The following is a 17,622-nucleotide window of genomic DNA, read 5'->3' on the forward strand; positions in this document are numbered from 1 at the left end:
TTCAACTTTGCAACAGAACCGTATATTTAATAAAAAGACTAATAGCGCTAAAAAGCCTATCATTAGTGGTAAATAAACATCTTTAATACGTTCACCTGATTTCATTCTTACTGTTACGGCCCCAGCCATTAACATAGCAATCCAAAAGCCACTAAAAGCTCCCACAAGAACGTGCCATATACTAACATCTTTAGCAAGTTCAGTAAGTACTTCAATTTCTCTAATATTTTTATCTTCTTGGAAAAATGCTTCATAAACACGATTGTTATATTCATTTGCTTTTCCATGTTCTTTCGCAAAATAGAAGCCCTCGTGCGCTAAATCTGTATAAGGATGGGGAGACACATTTGGTAATTTCATATCTACTCCCCATTCAGTTATTCTTGGATATATCACTTGCTGCCAGAGTGATAGTTTGGATGAGTCATTAACAGGATCTAATTGCTCTAATGGTTTGGGTCTTAGCTCAAATGTTTGCCATTCTATAGATATATCAGCATCTGTTTCTTTTATTGCTTTTTCAAGTTAATCCTTGCCTATAAAACAAAAAGGACAAACATAATCAGAATAAACGCTTACTTTTAGTGACAAAATAATTTCTCCTTCCAATAATGTTTATTAAGATGGTTAATACAGTTTCATCAAATGTAAGTAAACAACACGCTCGTACTTGTAATAGTTACAGTTACAAACAAGGGGAGACGGATATATTTATCCGTTGTTTACTAGAATTTTATTTACTATATTTTCTAATGTTACACTTTTTAATACTGTCTCCATAGCATCCTGTGCGTTTTTCAAAATAACTTCCAATAGAATTTGTATGTTTGCACCAACTGTACAGTCGATATTGGTATCTTCATGTATTTGGAATAAACGGCCTTGTTCAACAACTTCTACAGCTTTATAAACATCAAATAATGTAATCTCGTCTAATGATTTTAAAAGTTTAACTCCTGAATTGCCATGTGAAGTTTCAATAAAACCAACTTTTTTAAGTTTCCCCATTAATCTTCGAATAACAACAGGATTAGTATTCACACTTTCTGCAATTTGATTCGATGTTAAAGCATAATTTTTTTCGATTTTTATTAAAGCCAATATATGAACAGCGACCGTAAAACGACTACTTATTTTCAAATCAAGCACCTCATTGTAACTATTTTAGTTACAATGAGGAATATTGTCAAATCTTTTTTATCTTATTTATAAAAATGAATGTGATAGCTTTATAAAATCCCTTACTTTCATTATCATTCCGCTATATCATATTTAAAAATTCCATTATGTTTATAATTATTCAACTGTACTTCAGATAGTCTACGTTCAAAAAAAGATTTAAGATTACCCTTCTCATCATATTTACTAGGTAGACTTATTGTTGGTTTAGATTGATTAATAGGATTGGATAGTTGCTTCTTTAATGTATCTATATGTTTAAGATATACATGGGCATCATCTATACACCAATACAAATTTCCTAACTCATAACCACATTGGTCTGCTATTAACCTGTGTAAAACCGCATATTGAAATACATTAAATGGATGACCTAGAGCCATATCTGCCGAACGTTGTTTCACATGTAAATTTAAAGCACCGTAACTCACTTTCCAATTTGTAGCCCAAACACACGGTTCTAATGACATTTCATCTAAATCATCTACATCCCATAAACTTGTCATAATTCTACGTGATGCTGGATTTTGATTTAATTGGTGTAAAATGTACTCAACTTGATTTAATTTTTTACCTTCACCTAATAATGAAGTTTATGAACGTACAAGGTTCGAAGCAACTATAAAATCGATAAGACAAGATATTGCAAAATATGCTGATATTACTTCAGGTATAACAGTTGAAATGCACGAACCTAAACAAGTACTTAAACGTTGGAACATTGTATTACATGAATTATTAAATATTTAACATGTATAAAATACAATCATATAAAATTTTAGTTTTGCATTCCTATCTACTATGGTGTTATAATGCACTTAACAAGGAATCCAGCATGGATACACCAATCCCCTCACTACCGCAAATAGTGAGGGGATTTTTGTAGGTGTGGCTATTGTCGCCTATTTGTCTTTGCGATTACGCAGCCAATGCGTAAATAACGCAATAATACAACCACTGATGACTGTGGTCGTGATGTGAACAAGGATTTCCAACATGAATAATACCTCCTCCCTACGTCAAATTGACGCCTGAGAGATAGGCGACTCCATTATTATACCATCTGTATCTTTTGAAGCATATGTACTTCCGATAAGTCATTTTATGTTATATCTTTGCTTATTTTATAGTATCAAGACAAGAAGAAACTCGTTTCACTCGTTTCAAAAACCCTCCTGATTTTTAGAGAAAAACTCTCTTATTTCATCGTCTTTAATAAAATAATATGCCATCTTTCCCTTTTTATAAAAATCAAGCACATCATTTTTATATAAAAGTCTTAAATGATGTGAAGTTGAAGCAACACTCATTTTCAATATCAAAGAAATATCACAAACACACAACTCATCTTCTTTAATCAAAGATAATATAATTTTCAATTTCTTCTCATCACAAATCTTTTCTAAAATGTTAAGTAATTTCTTAGATTTATCATCTTCTAAAAAACTTAAGGCATTGTTAACTTTATCCTCATGTACACAGATCACATCACAAGCATTTTTATAGCTCATATAAAATCACACCCTAAATTAAAATATAAATCCTAAAATTGTTTGAATAGTGTCATTTTCTATAATGATAAATAAACCTAAAGCTATATAAATAACAGCCATAATCCAACGACCAAATTTCTCAACAATTTCTCCAACTCCTGGAATATTAGCTAATTTTTGTGCAGTAAATACCAAGAAGAAAATTAAAATTAAAAAGACAAACAAAGTAATTAATAAATTAGTAACACTTAATGTCACAAAATAGGGAACAAATACACCAATATTATCAGCGCCACAACTTGCTATCGTAATAATTGCAATCGTACCAACTAGTTTAGACAATCCTTTTTCATTCAATTCTTTTTTAGCTCTCTCTTCTCCGTCACTATCACCATAAATAGCCACTTTAATTCCTAAATAAATCGGTATTAACCCTAATAATCCTAATATCCATTTTTCAGGAACATAATTTAAGACAAAGGCAAAGAATAAACTTATGACAATCAATGCCACAGATCCTACATATTGACCAATATAAATATCTCGATATTCTTTCCTAGTCTTTGCTCTAGCAAAGAACATTAATAAAATCACTAATAAGTCTAATGCTGTCACAATATAAAGAATAGCAGCAGTTACAATAGTCTGAATCATAATTACACCTCATTCAAAAATATTTTTGAATATATTATAACTTATTTTTTTTAATAATCATAGGTGCTTTATTCCAATTGCTTTATTGACGTTGAGCCTCGGAACTTTTAACAAACTCAAAAAATAGTCGAATGGTTGGCATATAATCATGAATTTTAAATGTTTTCTTTAAACCAAAGATAATATGGAATCAATATGTTCACTCCTTTGGTATATTCGCTGATATTTTATGCGTGCCTTGAGTGGAGATTTTTTGAGTGGCTTTTTCAAAAAATACTACCCGTCCCTTGATGATTTCCAAACGGTTTTCAAGTGCCCCTTGCTGAGATGGCAGGAGGTTTGTTTAAATTCAAATGTTCTTATTTTGAATTTTAAGGGGGTATTTTAAAGAATTAGGTATAAATCATATAGTTTTTAACCTAAAAACATACATAAGCTCTTAAAACGCAAATATGAGCCAAATAAAGATATTGATTTGGAGCGTTCCCATGAAAATATTACGCTCAAAAATTGTGAAACCAAAAAATAAGCATAAGTCAGATATTCAATCTCCCGTTGATGAAACGGCAAAATATCCAATAAAAGATACAGATTATATGACAGATGATGAGGAAAAAGCAGATGAGGAAGCTTTTAGTATTATTGCTTTCTGGAATTGGGAACGTAGGAATTATTTTATTAAAAAATAGTTCAATAATCGGGCCATTTTGCGGTACAATGAATTGCCTTCTGCTACTAATATTAAAAACACTTTTTTGGGATACTAATACCCCATATGGTATAATTGTAAAACAAGAAAGAAGGAAAGGACTGACAAATTGTATGGGTATAGGAAATATGATGGGCGGAATGGGGTTCATTGGCATGATTTTTTGGATTATCATTCTTGGCTTGTTATTTTATGGTGTATATATATTAATTGCAAAAGCTTCAGAAAAACCAAAAGGTGTAAGATCAGATGATTCTTTACAAATTTTAAAGGAAAGGCTGGCCAAAGGGGAAATTAATGAAGATGAATATGAAAAATTAAAGAAAGTGTTAAAAAAAGATTAGGGATACTTTGAATGAAAGGGGAAATAAGCGATGAAAAAGAAGTTACCTTTAGTGCTGTCGTTTGTACTAGCTGGTTTAATCGTCATTGGACAAACTGGTTTTACCCAAGGTTCTGATTATGACCAGAGAATGGATAATATGATAAATGCATGCACGAACTTCATGCAGTCCTTTGATGATAACAAAGAAAATAAGTAGTAAAGTATATAAAAACACAATAACTACAAGGCACTGAACCCTTAAAATGGGAACTTAATAAAAACACTATGTTCTAGGCTGCTAATTCTCTGTATTTTACAGGGGATAAGTAGCCTAGTTTTTGTTTAATTTGTTTTGTTGTTTCCATATGTTCCATCATCATTTGTTGCATCTGCTGCATTTGCTCCATATTCATTTCGGGCATGTTCATTTCAGAACGTCCCATGTAGTAATAAGGGTAACATATTAAAACAACTGTTATGACAAACTTAAAAAACAAAACACAAAAAGGATAGAGTATAAAACTAACGGTTCTGTTGCAAAGTTAATTTTATAGTATAATTTTAACAAAAAAGGAGCGTTCTCTATGAATTATTTTAGATATAAGCAATTTAATAAAGATGTTATCACTGTAGCCGTTGGCTACTATCTAAGATATGCATTGAGTTATCGTGATATATCTGAAATATTAAGGGAACGTGGTGTAAACGTTCATCATTCAACGGTCTACCGTTGGGTTCAAGAATATGCCCCAATTTTATATCAAATTTGGAAGAAAAAGCATAAAAAAGCTTATTACAAATGGCGTATTGATGAGACGTACATCAAAATAAAAGGAAAATGGAGCTATTTATATCGTGCCATTGATGCAGAGGGACATACATTAGATATTTGGTTGCGTAAGCAACGAGATAATCATTCAGCATATGCGTTTATCAAACGTCTCATTAAACAATTTGGTAAACCTCAAAAGGTAATTACAGATCAGGCACCTTCAACGAAGGTAGCAATGGCTAAAGTAATTAAAGCTTTTAAACTTAAACCTGACTGTCATTGTACATCTAAATATCTTAATAACCTCATTGAGCAGGATCACCGTCATATTAAAGTGAGAAAGACGAGATATCAAAGCGTCAATACGGCAAAGAATACACTCAAAGGTATTGAATGTATTTATGGTCTATATAAAAAGAACCGTAGGTCTCTTCAGATCTACGGATTTTCGCCGTGCTACGAAATTAATCACATGTTGGCCAGTTAAGGGAATACTACCATGTTAAAATGATAATTAGTTATATTTTTTCTGACTTTGCAACAGAACCAAACTATGGCTATTCCCCCAAAGATCCCCAAATAAAGTGGCTTCCCTTCTCTGAGACATAACCAAATTAGATAACCACCACCAATTTCAGCTAATCCTGCAACAATGAATACTACAATTGTATAAATCATAAAGCACCCCTTGAACATTTAATCAATATAGCAATTATAACGTATCCTTTTTGAACTATGATAATTATTTCAAGCATAGAGTGATTAACAACAGTTTGGAGGGATAGTATTGAACGAGGATTTTATATATGCAAATCAAATACTTAATAGTCGAGGTACCGTCGGAAAAATACGGACGTTAAGGATTTTGAAAGATAAAAAAGCTTAATCCCTCCGTATTTTTAGTGAGAAATTAAGCTTTTGATTTTCAACAATCGCCCTTTTCTGAATAAGCGTGTACAAGAGATAATGGAAAAATCATGCTGGAAAAACATATGATAAAAATTACAACATGTGTGCAATGTCTGAAGCTACTGTTGGATAGGCAAATATCATTTGTTTCAATTCTTTGGTTGAAATCCCAAAACGAATGGCTGTTGCAAAATGATTAATCAGTTCATCGGCTTCATTACTAATCAAATGAGCACCAACAATTTGATCATGATCTTCGTCAATCAGCACTTTAAACGCAGCAAAGTCCTCATTTGTCCGTTTATACGTAAACCAGTCGGAGATGTTTTTCTGCTTTACTTTAATATTCCGGCCAGAGTTTTTGGCTTCCTCCTCGCTCATACCTACCGATGCCATTTTAGGTACGGTAAATACAGCAGATGGAATCACGGGATATTCAATTTTTTTGCTGTTCCCTTTCAATAAATTAGATGCTACGACATGAGAATCTGCACTGGCTACAGGTGTGAGGGGCAAGCCATCCGTTGCTGCAGCATCTCCAGCTGCATAGACATTCGGGTTACTTACACTTTGCAAATACTCATTAACATGGACACCATGTTTTTTCCTTTCTATATTCCCTTTTTCAAGATTCATATCTAAGGCAGGGACCCGTCCAGCACCATGAATAACAATGTCTGCTTCAAACCGCGTTATATCCTCTTTTTTTCGAGCGTACACATGAAACTTTCCTTGTTCTTTTTCAATGGATTCAACGGAATGTTGAAGATGTACCTGTATGCCAATCTCTTTCGACTTTTCTAAAAGGATATCTACAAGATCTATATCAAAATTCTCCAAAGGTCTTTGACCTCGATGGATAATATGAACTTCTGATCCAGCACGTGCCGCGATATGAGCAAATTCAAACGAAATATACCCACCACCAACAAAGACGATTCTTTGTGGTAATTCATCCAACTCCAAAAACTCATCACTATAAGTAAGATGTTCTTCTCCTTCTATGGGTAAAGGGGTAGGTTTCGCACCACTAGCGATCAAGAAATGACTCCCCTCGAGCACTTCTTTATTCACTTCAAGTTTGTCCTCACTCACGAAAGATGCATTGCCATGATACGTATCGATTCCCTGTTTATTCAATGCTTCCTCTTTTTTTTCCGGGACATCATCTGTAAAGGTTCTTTTAAAATTCATAAGATCTTTCCAGTTGATGGAGACTTCAGACGGTACTCCATTCTTAACCATCCGTTTGTTCCAATCAATAAGCTCGGCAGCACCATGTAGAACCTTTTTTGGGTCACATCCACGTAGTGCACACGTGCCTCCAAACGGCCTGTCATCTACCATAGCTACATTCCAGCCGGCTTTATTACATTTTGCTGCTGTGATTGAACCCGCAGAACCTGTACCAATCACAATAAGATCGTATTTCTTTATCATCATTAACCTCCTCGCAGAATTGACTCTATAATACGTTTGCCTTATTTCTATCTAATGAAACCGCGTACCTTGTCCAAGGTTGAAAGAATCCACCGTCTTAACCAAACGGTGGATTCATTGTGTTGTTATCCCGCACAACAAGATAATTTTGAAACATTTTTATCAAACGTCAGGGCAGCTAATTTCAATCCTTCTGCCATTGTTAAATATGGTGCAAGGATTTCTTTTAAATCATCTACGGTTAAACCAAACTTAACGGCTAAAGTCGCTGCATAAATCACTTCACCTGCATTTTCAGATACAACATGAACCCCTAACATTTTCAATGTTTTCGAATCAGCAATAAGCTTAAAAACACCTGTTGTTTCATGATTTACTATCGCTCTTGGAACAGCATCTAAAGGCAATACGGAGGTTTTGACCTCATAGCCTTTTTCTTTTGCTTGTTCTTCTGTTAAGCCTACTGTTGCTACCCCTGGATTTGTAAATGTCACGCCGGGAACCACTGATAAATCTAGTTTTTTATTTAATCCACCGATTGCATTATCGGCAACAATTCCACCTTCATATGCTGCTAGATAGACAAATTGAGGCCCTAATGTAACATCTCCTGCCGCATAAATCTTTTCATTACTTGTTCTAGCATAATCATTTATCAGTATTTCTTTTCGTTTTCCGACTTTAACCCCAGCTGCATTTAAATTCAACGTATCCGTATTTGGTTTTCTTCCTGTTGCAACAAGCAGCTGCTCTGATTCAATCACTTTTTTCTTGCCATCTACTGTAACATGAACCTTCTTTATCTCTCCAGATTGTTCTACACGCTCAAAAGATGCCCCTTTTACAAGGTTTATTCCTTGTTCAATTAAAGCTTTTTCTACTACTTCAGAAATCTCTGGGTCATACTCTTTTAACAGTCGCTCACTTCTTTGCATAAGCGTTACTTCTGAACCTAAGTTATGAAACAATTGGCCAAGCTCCATTCCGATATATCCTGAACCGATCACCGTTAATCGTTTAGGTACCTTTTTTATTTCAAGGAGCGTTGTACTTGTTAAATACTCCACTTCTTCAAGTCCTGAAATCGGCGGGAGAGAAGGAGATGCACCCGTTGCAATTAAAAAGCGTTTTGCGGAAAGTTTCTCCCCATTGACTTCAACCGTCTGTTCATCAGTAAATTTTGCTTCACCTACAATTAAGTCAATTCCATATTCATCAATTAGATCCACATATTTTTGATTGCGAAGCTCACTCACTAATTCATCTTTTTGCTTGATTAAGGGTGCTAATTCCACTTCTCCAGCAGATGTTTGTAATCCCGTAAATGGATTTACTTTTGCTAAATGATTAATTTCTCCAGCCCTAAGAAGTGTTTTTGATGGAACACAGCCAATGTTTACACATGTTCCGCCAACGGTTCCACGCTCAATCATGGCTACTTTTGCCCCGTATTCAATCGCTTTGATCGCAGCTGAAAAAGCCGAACCACCGGAACCAATGATAAGTAAGTCATAATCGCCTTCATTACCTAACACCACATTTTCTTGTGATGATATTTCTTCTATTTCTCCAGGTTGATATTTCGCCTCATCAATAGCCTTTTTTGCACTTTCAATCCCAATATCATCGGGTAATTCAAATAATACTTCACCGTGACGAAAACTAGCTTCTACATTCTTGGCACCAATATTTTCAAGTGCAACTGCTACATGTTCTTCACAACCCATACAAGTCATGCCACTAACTTTCATACTGATTTTCTTAGTCATTTTTTAACACTCCTTTTAATTATCGAAATATGCCACCCGGACCAATCCCCCAATAATAAGAAATATAAATTCCTGAAATTAAAATAACAATGGAGGAAATAAATTGGATCATTGCCATATTTTTAGAAAGTAATTGTTGGACATATCTTTTTGAAATCAAAGAAACAATGGTTATGGAAGTAACGACAACACCCATACCGATTGAGTACACAATAAATTTAAGTATAACCATCAATAACGAATTATCTTGCATAGATTCAGTGAGTACAAATAAAAAGGCTGGCAACGTACAACTTAATGATGTGATTCCATAAGCAATACCATAGAAATAAACTGATCGTTTACCCTGTTTAATATTAACTCTTAAAGGTAGAGAAACTTTTTTTCCAAGCAACATCCCTAGTCCCAAAAGAAAGATAAGTACGCCCATTAGAAATGACCAAATTGGAAAAACATTGATTAAAGCTCTACCTAATAACGATAATAGAAAACCGGCTATCACAAAAATAGTTAGAAATCCCAACGTCATAGACAATCCTAACCATAGCCCCTTTGAGATTGTCCTTATTAAGGAACGCCTTGTTTCAACCTCTCCTTCACCAATTAAATAACTAATATATGAAGGCAACATAACAATCCCGCAAGGATTAAACGCAGCAACTATTCCTGCTGAAAAAATAAATATAAAGGGAAACGTCATGAACTACTCACTCCAATACGTGTTAGTTCCTTTTGTAAATCATCGAAGGAAGGGTTAACCGCGTGATATATAACTTCTTGATTGCTATCTATTAAAAAAACTTCTTCCAATTGTTTTACTTTATACTTTTTAGTGAGTTCATATTCTTTATCGATTAAATGTGTCCATTCTCCACCATATTGACGTTGGAAATCCTTTAAATCTTGTTCTGTATCTTGTAGGGGATCCATATCAACAGTTATAAGTTGAACATTGTTCCCATATTTATTATGAATCTGTTTAAATACCTTTTCCCCTGCTACACAAGTCGGACACCAAGATGCCATGAAATAAATGAGTGTTGGCTTCTCGGAACTTATTGGTTGTGTTTTTTCATTGTTTATCGTGTTGGTTCCATTGGATATTCCACATGCTGAGAGGCTTACAATAATGAGAGCTGATAATAAAATCTTTTAAAGAACAATATTGATTTCAAATCACTCCCCCCCTTTTTCTTCTGTTTCACTGAATTTAGAATGGCAACAATCCGACTGACATGTATTACGACTACCTCTTCTTTTTACCAACATAATCAGTCCGACAATTAACAAAACAGCACCAAATATCCAAACTTGTTTTCCTATTAAGAAAGCACCCATAGAACTCAATCCAATTGCAATTAAAAGGATTGGTAAAGCGCAACATAGAACCAACAATGCTGGTATTCCTAAAAACAATAATTTATCATTATCCTTTACATTTTTTCGCTTTTGTACAGTCAATTTACATCACCTGCTAAAAAGTTGATTTTAACCCTCAAACATTTTCTCAATAATAGGGCAAGAATATAAATATTCTTCATTCGGACAACATTCTTTTAAATCATTCAACATATTCTCAACACGCATTAAATCTCTAATTTGTTGTTGTACTTCATCAACTTTTTGAGAAACGAACTCATATATATCCGAACACCGCACATCATCCTTATCTACAACACCAAGCAACTTGTGGATTTCACTTAAAGAAAAACCAAGCTCTTGCATCCGTTTAATAAACCATACACGCTTAACATCATCATCTGAATATATCCGATAACCAGCTTTCGTTCGGGAAGGTTCTTGTAATAAATTTTTTTGTTCGTAATATCTAATCGTCTCTTTATTTACCCCACATTTTTCTGCAAATGCAGTAATACGATAACTCACATAGTTCACCTCTAAATAATAATAAACCGCGTACCATAGTACGCGGTCAAGTATAATACATTTTTCTTCTTCAAGTGTCTTGCTTGTACTTTAAGGGAGCCTATCAACTCCACTTGGTTATTATTGTGATCTACTCAAACATTATAGTCAAATGACCATTTGATTGTATTTGTTATTCCTTTAAATAGTGACATAAATGGTTATTTTCTGTACATTACAAAATAAAAAAGTCAAATGGTATATACCCCTATACCGTATATGTTATACTCAAATTGTCTTATTACTATCTTTAAAAATATAAAATTAGGAGGTTTAATTTTGTCGAATAACAAAAAACACCAAAATCATGAGCATCATAGTCATCAAGAACATGAAAATCACACTAGTCATGGTAATCATGAGCATCATAGTCATCAAGAACATGAAAATCACACTAGTCATGGTAATCATGAACATCACCATCATGGAAATTTTAAAAGTAAATTCTTTATTTCTTTGATTTTTGCGATACCGATTATTATTTTATCGCCCATGATGGGAGTTAAATTACCGTTTCAAATTTCATTTACAGGGTCAGATTGGATTGTATTAATTCTTGCTACAATTTTATTCTTTTACGGAGGAAAGCCATTTTTATCAGGGGCTAAAGATGAAATTTCAACTAAAAAACCTGGAATGATGACGCTTGTTGCTCTAGGTATTTCAGTAGCTTATATTTATAGTTTATACGCCTTTTATATGAATAACTTCAGTGGTTCATCCACACATACAATGGACTTTTTCTGGGAATTAGCGACTTTAATTTTAATCATGTTATTAGGTCATTGGATTGAAATGAACGCAGTAGGTAATGCAGGCAATGCACTGAAGAAAATGGCAGAACTTTTACCTAATACTGCAGTGAAGCTGATTGATAACAATCAACGAGAAGAAGTTAAAATATCAGATATTCATATTGACGATATTGTGGAAGTCAGAGCAGGCGAAAGTATACCCACAGACGGAATCATTGTTCAAGGAGAAACATCAATTGACGAATCATTAGTTACTGGCGAATCAAAAAAAGTTCATAAAACTCATAATGATGATGTTATTGGAGGTTCAATTAATGGTTCAGGTACAGTACAAGTTAAAGTGACTGCTACGGGTGAAAATGGCTACCTATCTCAAGTTATGGGTCTTGTTAACCAAGCTCAAAACGATAAGTCAAAAGCTGAACTCCTCTCTGATAAAGTCGCAGGTTATTTGTTTTACTTTGCAGTAAGTATTGGCCTGATTTCATTTATTGTATGGATGCTTATTCAAAACAACGTCGATTTCGCACTTGAACGGCTAGTAACCGTATTAGTCATTGCTTGTCCACATGCATTAGGCTTGGCAATACCTTTAGTTACAGCACGTTCTACCTCTATAGGCGCACATAATGGTTTAATCATTAAAAACAGAGAATCTGTAGAAATCGCACAACACATTGATTACATCATGATGGATAAAACTGGGACACTAACTGAAGGTAACTTTTCAGTGAATCACTATGAAAGTTTTACAGACGAGTTAAATAATGAAGAAATATTGAGTCTATTTGCTTCATTAGAAAGTAATTCTAATCATCCACTTGCCACTGGTATTGTTGATTTTGCTAAAGGCAAAAATATTTCATATGCTACTCCTCAAGAAGTTAATAATATTCCAGGTATAGGCTTAGAAGGCACAGTTGATAATAAAAAACTCAAAATAGTGAATGTTTCTTATCTCGATAAAAGCAATTTTGATTATAATAAAGAACAATTTACGAATCTCGCTCAACAAGGGAATTCTATTAGTTATCTAATTCATGACCGACAAGTTATTGGTATTATCGCACAAGGCGATAAAATTAAAGAAAGTTCAAAACAAATGGTTTCGGATTTATTATCGAGAAACATTACGCCAGTCATGCTTACAGGCGATAATAAAGAAGTGGCACAAACAGTGGCTGAAGAATTAGGTATTAGTGATGTCCACGCGCAATTGATGCCCGAAGATAAAGAAAGTATTATCCAAGATTATCAAAGCAATGGTAGCAAAATCATGATGGTTGGTGATGGTATCAATGATGCGCCAAGCCTTATTAGAGCAGATATTGGTATGGCAATTGGCGCAGGGACAGATGTAGCTATTGAATCGGGGGATGTCATACTCGTTAAAAGTAATCCTTCTGATATTATCAATTTTTTGTCCCTTTCAAAAAATACGATGAAAAAAATGGTTCAAAATTTATGGTGGGGCGCAGGATATAACGTGATTGCAGTTCCTCTTGCAGCTGGTATATTAGCTTCTATTGGTTTAATATTATCACCTGCTGTGGGTGCAATACTTATGTCTTTAAGTACGATCATCGTAGCAATTAATGCATTTACATTAAAATTAAAATAAAAGAGGTAAATATAATGTATAAAAAAATGTTCACAATTTTAATTACGTTATTTTCTATAATGTTTATGGTTCCTAATGATACTTTTGCAGAAGGTAAGCACAACATGATGGACATGAAAGAAAATGATCAAAAGCGAAATGATATGATGGATATGAAAAGTCATGACGAAAGAAAAAATTTGAATTCTTCACAAGGAAAAAATGAAATAACATTTCCCAAAGTTTTAGATCCTAAAAAAGATAACAATGGTTATAAAAGTTATACATTAAAAGCGCAGAAAGGAAAGACAGAATTTTACAAAGGTAATTTCTCTAACACTTTAGGATACAATGGAAATTTACTTGGGCCAACTTTAAAATTAAAAAAAGGAGATAAGGTTAAAATTAAGTTAGTCAACAACTTAGATGAAAATACAACATTTCATTGGCATGGGTTAGAAATAGATGGAAAAGTGGATGGAGGCCCTTCTCAAGTTATAAAACCAGGAAAAGAAAAAACAATAAAATTTGAGGTTAAACAAGAGGCTGCTACATTATGGTATCATCCCCACCCCTCCCCAAATACAGCTAAACAAGTTTATAATGGTTTATCAGGGTTATTATATATAGAGGATGACAAAAAGAATAATTATCCTAGCAATTATGGGAAAAATGATTTGCCTATAATAATCCAAGATAAAACATTTGTATCTAAAAAATTAAATTATACAAAAACGAAAGATGAAGATGGTACTCAAGGTGATACAGTCCTTGTGAATGGGAAAGTAGATCCTAAATTAACAACAAAAGAAGGAAAAATACGTTTGAGACTTTTAAATGGCTCCAATGCTCGGGATTTAAATCTTAAGCTAAGTAATAATCAAAGTTTTGAATATATTGCTTCAGAAGGCGGCCATTTAGAAAAGACTAAAAAGTTAAAAGAAATTAATTTAGCTCCTTCAGCAAGAAAAGAAATAGTAATAGATTTATCTAAAATGAAAGAAGAAAAAGTCAATCTTGTTGATAATGATGAAACAGTAATTTTACCAATTATTAACAAAGAAAAAAGTACTAACAAAGACACTACTCCAAAAGTAGATAAAAAAATCAAATTAGAAGGTATGGACGATAATGTTACTATTAATGGCAAAAAATTCGATCCTAACAGAATAGATTTCACACAAAAGGTAAACCGTAAAGAAACTTGGGAAATTGAAAACGTCAAAGATAAAATGGGTGGTATGAAGCACCCGTTCCATATCCACGGAACGCAATTTAAAGTTTTATCAGTGGATGGGAAGAAACCTTCAGAAGATATGAGAGGCAAAAAAGACGTTATATCTCTGGAACCTGGACAAAAAGCCAAAATAGAAGTGGTTTTTAAAAATACTGGGACATACATGTTCCATTGTCACATACTTGAGCATGAAGATAATGGAATGATGGGACAAATAAAAGTAACAAAATAATTTATAAGGAGAATTCAATATGATGAAAAAATTGAGCTCAATTATAGTAGCTTCAGGATTAGTATTATCAGCTTGTTCAACTGGTAACGAAGAAGAAGAAAATTCTAAAGATCAAAAACAAGAAAAACATATGAATCATAAGAGTGAAAGTAAAGCCCCAGATAATATGAAAAGTACAGATGACAGTAAATATAAAAAGGACGATAAAATAACAATTACAGCTGATCATATGCCTGGTATGAAAAATGCCAAAGGTACTGTGAAAGGTGCTTATAAAACGTATGCTTATGTCGTGAGTTACACACCTACAAATGGTGATGAAAAAGTTAATAATCACAAATGGGTCGTTAATGAGGAAGTTGCAGATGCCCCTGAAAATGGATTCAAGAAAGGTGATACAGTTAAATTAGAAGCTGACCATATGCCTGGTATGAAAGGTGCAGAAGCTCAAATTGATGATGTAGAAAAAACAACCGTTTATATGGTGGATTATAAATCAACAGAAAACGATGAGATGGTTAAAAATCATAAATGGATGACAACTGACGAACTAAAATCTCGTTAATGTCTATCATTTTAAAGCTTTAAAGTATTTAGTTAGTTATTCACAAATGCAATGAGAATCCCCTTTGTTAAATAGACAAGTAAACAAATAAAATTTATGGCCACTCTCATATCCACAATAATGAGAGTGGCCATTTGTTTAGAAAAATTAAATGATTTTAATGAAAATGAGGGGATCTTTTATAATTTATCAATGGAATGTCGAAAAATATAAAAAATGGAATAGTGAATGTATTGAGCTTTATCATTTATCAAGAAAAGTTATTCTAAATTAGCAGGTAAAGTCACAGTTGCGCTAATTTCAACAACTCACTTTGTATGATTAGGGTGTACTCTAAATCAACAATACACATAATAAAACACCTCACAAATAAATATGAGGTGTTTTATATGGTTAGAAAGATAACGCTATGCTATTTCCTTATATCCTATAAATTTACTACGACAGTAATAACAATATATTTATAATTTTGAGTTTAAGTGTGTTGTTTTACTGTACGATTAAATAATATAAATGTTAACAAACAACAAAGTGCAATTATAATTGTACAACCAATAAGGATATTACTGTAAAGGTTGGTGGAAAAAGTAATGAATTCTGAAAGGAAATTATAATTTAAAAATTGTGTTGATAGTAATCCGCCCATTATTATAATGCCTGTGCCTTCTGATAAAAAACTAGTAAAATTTAATAAGCTCATACCAGAACCGACTTCTTCATGAGAAAGGCTACTAGAAACTATCGTTGATATAACAGTTTTTGTAAATGAAAGTCCTCCCATGACAAAAATGAAAGAGATGGTTGTTACCCACAAATTTAATTCAACAAAAAATGCAATAACAAGAAAACTAATAGATATAAATAGCGAACCTATAACAAAGACAAACAAAGCACCTTTTTTATCTACTAAGTATCCACCAATATATCCAAATATAATAACACTTATAGTACCAGGAAGAATAACATTGTTCCCAATTGTCGCGGCGTTTATATGGTAAAGAGCTTTCATCATATAAGGAACCATTGAGATAAATCCGGCTACAGTAGCAAATATAAGAGCTCCTGAAATCAATCCAAAAATAAATGATGGGTTCTTCCGCAAAGCTGGGTCAATAAAAGGATGGGTAACTTTTACAATATGTTTAATAAAAATGATAAAGAAAATAACAAAGGTTATTAAATAAAACCATTTGTAACTTGTTGTAAATAACATAAAACTTATGATACTTATAGACATTAAAAGGATCCCTAATATATCTAAATCTCCTTTTTGAGATTCGCCAGGTTCCATGATTTTATTAAGAAAAGGAATGGTTATTAATGTGAAAATAGGTATTATAAGTAAATATGACCAATGAATATAATGAGTTACAACGCCTCCTATTGAAGGCCCTATTCCTTCACCCAATGCAACAATTGATCCTATAAATCCAAATGCCTTCCCTTGTTTTGCTTTAGTTATATTACGTGATACGACAACCATAACAAGAGAAGGAAACGCAGCAGAACCTATTCCTTGTATTAACCTACCTAAAATTAAAATTAAAAAATGTTTATGACCAAAAAATCCAATTAATGAGCCTAAGCAACTTAAAATAATCCCTAAAATAAGTAGTTTTTTAATGCTTACTTGATCAGATAATTTGCCGTATACTGCTGTACCAATTGAAAAAGTTAGCATGTAGGCAGTATTAACCCAATTAGTAATAGCAGGTGAAGTATTAAAAGAAATAGCTATATCAGGAAGTGAAACGTTTAAAACCATTTCATTTAATACGCTAAAAAATGAAAGAATACAGAGCCAAAATAAAATATTATAACTTAAGCTTTTAATTTTATTGTTTATATAGTTCAACTTTTACCTCTTTTGCTCGAGGTGATTGAAGTTTAAGGGGTTAGTTATTCTTTCACCTCAAATAAATTCCCCAATTTTTATATAAGCACTTCATATGAATCCTCCTCTATTATTATGACTCTAATATATCATTTTTTGGTTCTGTTGCAAAGTTGAATTTATAGTATAATTTTAACAAAAAGGAGTCTTCTGTATGAACTAT

At 33.0% G+C, this 17,622-nt stretch carries 20 protein-coding genes and 2 pseudogenes; 7 read left to right on the plus strand and 15 right to left on the minus strand.

Features of this window, described 5'->3' with window-relative positions; translation table 11 throughout:
- The 6 genes and pseudogenes from KA893_RS14265 to KA893_RS11360 all read right to left on the minus strand — a co-directional run.
- A partial coding sequence (locus KA893_RS14265) for a DsbA family protein (RefSeq protein ID WP_481906300.1) occupies positions 1-513 on the minus strand: 513 nt, incomplete at its 3' end.
- Positions 514-711: 198 nt separating this feature from the next.
- A complete protein-coding gene (locus KA893_RS11340; protein ID WP_031885498.1) occupies positions 712-1,140 on the minus strand; it encodes an Rrf2 family transcriptional regulator in 429 nt (142 codons plus the stop codon).
- 113 nt (positions 1,141-1,253) lie between these two features.
- A pseudogene (gene thyA / locus KA893_RS11345) lies at positions 1,254-1,745 on the minus strand (thymidylate synthase); the annotation flags it as partial.
- 336 nt (positions 1,746-2,081) lie between these two features.
- Entirely contained in the window at positions 2,082-2,177 is a 96-nt protein-coding gene (locus tag KA893_RS11350; RefSeq protein ID WP_011276848.1) for a type I toxin-antitoxin system Fst family toxin, read from the minus strand.
- A gap of 165 nt (positions 2,178-2,342) precedes the next feature.
- Positions 2,343-2,690: an ArsR/SmtB family transcription factor gene (locus KA893_RS11355; RefSeq protein ID WP_002467551.1), complete on the minus strand. Its 348-nt coding sequence runs from the start codon at positions 2,688-2,690 to the stop codon at positions 2,343-2,345.
- Positions 2,691-2,708: 18 nt separating this feature from the next.
- Positions 2,709-3,326, minus strand: a complete 618-nt coding sequence (locus KA893_RS11360) for a CadD family cadmium resistance transporter (protein ID WP_002467537.1) — start codon at positions 3,324-3,326, stop codon at positions 2,709-2,711.
- Positions 3,327-3,814: 488 nt separating this feature from the next.
- Here KA893_RS11360 and KA893_RS14065 point away from each other — a divergent pair, with 488 nt between their 5' ends.
- From KA893_RS14065 to KA893_RS11375, 3 genes are all read left to right on the plus strand, one after another.
- Positions 3,815-4,015 (plus strand): hypothetical protein, encoded by a 201-nt coding sequence (locus KA893_RS14065; RefSeq protein WP_073346352.1) that lies wholly within the window; start codon positions 3,815-3,817, stop codon positions 4,013-4,015.
- A gap of 133 nt (positions 4,016-4,148) precedes the next feature.
- Positions 4,149-4,379: an SHOCT domain-containing protein gene (locus KA893_RS11370; protein WP_031884148.1), complete on the plus strand. Its 231-nt coding sequence runs from the start codon at positions 4,149-4,151 to the stop codon at positions 4,377-4,379.
- A gap of 30 nt (positions 4,380-4,409) precedes the next feature.
- On the plus strand, positions 4,410-4,577 hold the full coding sequence (locus tag KA893_RS11375; RefSeq protein WP_162837505.1) for a hypothetical protein: 168 nt from the start codon (positions 4,410-4,412) through the stop codon (positions 4,575-4,577).
- Between the two features lie 73 nt (positions 4,578-4,650).
- Here the strand turns inward: KA893_RS11375 and KA893_RS11380 are convergent, their stop codons facing one another.
- Entirely contained in the window at positions 4,651-4,803 is a 153-nt protein-coding gene (locus KA893_RS11380) for a hypothetical protein (protein ID WP_158501055.1), read from the minus strand.
- Positions 4,804-4,944: 141 nt separating this feature from the next.
- Between KA893_RS11380 and KA893_RS11385 the strand changes: the two genes are divergently transcribed.
- A complete protein-coding gene (locus KA893_RS11385) occupies positions 4,945-5,619 on the plus strand; it encodes an IS6 family transposase (RefSeq protein ID WP_058714718.1) in 675 nt (224 codons plus the stop codon).
- Positions 5,620-5,675: 56 nt separating this feature from the next.
- Here the strand turns inward: KA893_RS11385 and KA893_RS14070 are convergent.
- From KA893_RS14070 to merR, 7 genes and pseudogenes are all read right to left on the minus strand, one after another.
- Positions 5,676-5,810 (minus strand): annotated as a pseudogene (locus KA893_RS14070) (YnfA family protein); the annotation flags it as partial.
- A 324-nt stretch (positions 5,811-6,134) separates the two neighbouring features.
- The gene (locus KA893_RS11395) at positions 6,135-7,481 is read right to left on the minus strand and encodes a dihydrolipoyl dehydrogenase family protein (protein ID WP_019467798.1); all 1,347 of its coding nucleotides are present in this window, start codon (positions 7,479-7,481) and stop codon (positions 6,135-6,137) included.
- Positions 7,482-7,606: 125 nt separating this feature from the next.
- Entirely contained in the window at positions 7,607-9,250 is a 1,644-nt protein-coding gene (gene merA, locus KA893_RS11400; protein WP_204180474.1) for a mercury(II) reductase, read from the minus strand.
- Positions 9,251-9,269: 19 nt separating this feature from the next.
- Positions 9,270-9,950 (minus strand): cytochrome c biogenesis CcdA family protein, encoded by a 681-nt coding sequence (locus KA893_RS11405; protein ID WP_021459891.1) that lies wholly within the window; start codon positions 9,948-9,950, stop codon positions 9,270-9,272.
- A complete protein-coding gene (locus tag KA893_RS11410) occupies positions 9,947-10,399 on the minus strand; it encodes a TlpA family protein disulfide reductase (RefSeq protein ID WP_026034731.1) in 453 nt (150 codons plus the stop codon). Before KA893_RS11410 ends, KA893_RS11405 begins: the two co-directional genes overlap by 4 nt.
- 27 nt (positions 10,400-10,426) lie before the next feature.
- On the minus strand, positions 10,427-10,666 hold the full coding sequence (locus KA893_RS11415; RefSeq protein WP_245336559.1) for a hypothetical protein: 240 nt from the start codon (positions 10,664-10,666) through the stop codon (positions 10,427-10,429).
- Between the two features lie 72 nt (positions 10,667-10,738).
- Positions 10,739-11,137 carry an Hg(II)-responsive transcriptional regulator gene (gene merR, locus KA893_RS11420; RefSeq protein ID WP_002510754.1) on the minus strand — a complete coding sequence of 133 codons (399 nt, stop codon included), beginning with the start codon at positions 11,135-11,137 and terminating at the stop codon, positions 10,739-10,741.
- A 318-nt stretch (positions 11,138-11,455) separates the two neighbouring features.
- Here merR and copB point away from each other — a divergent pair, with 318 nt between their 5' ends.
- The 3 genes from copB to KA893_RS11435 are packed head-to-tail and all read left to right on the plus strand — an operon-like array spanning position 11,456 to position 15,565.
- The gene (copB, locus tag KA893_RS11425; RefSeq protein WP_180373869.1) at positions 11,456-13,552 is read left to right on the plus strand and encodes a copper-translocating P-type ATPase CopB; all 2,097 of its coding nucleotides are present in this window, start codon (positions 11,456-11,458) and stop codon (positions 13,550-13,552) included.
- Between the two features lie 14 nt (positions 13,553-13,566).
- Positions 13,567-15,000 (plus strand): multi-copper oxidase Mco, encoded by a 1,434-nt coding sequence (mco, locus tag KA893_RS11430; protein ID WP_000277153.1) that lies wholly within the window; start codon positions 13,567-13,569, stop codon positions 14,998-15,000.
- A gap of 19 nt (positions 15,001-15,019) precedes the next feature.
- Positions 15,020-15,565, plus strand: coding sequence for a YdhK family protein (locus KA893_RS11435; RefSeq protein WP_002510756.1), 546 nt, complete (start codon positions 15,020-15,022; stop codon positions 15,563-15,565).
- Positions 15,566-16,040: 475 nt separating this feature from the next.
- Here KA893_RS11435 and KA893_RS11440 read toward each other — a convergent pair whose 3' ends face one another.
- Entirely contained in the window at positions 16,041-17,420 is a 1,380-nt protein-coding gene (locus tag KA893_RS11440; RefSeq protein ID WP_050437591.1) for a tetracycline efflux MFS transporter Tet(63), read from the minus strand.
- Positions 17,421-17,622: the final 202 nt, after the last annotated feature.

Origin of the sequence: Staphylococcus sp. GDY8P126P (assembly GCF_017891965.1) — a bacterium.
GTDB classification, from domain to species: domain Bacteria; phylum Bacillota; class Bacilli; order Staphylococcales; family Staphylococcaceae; genus Staphylococcus; species Staphylococcus saprophyticus.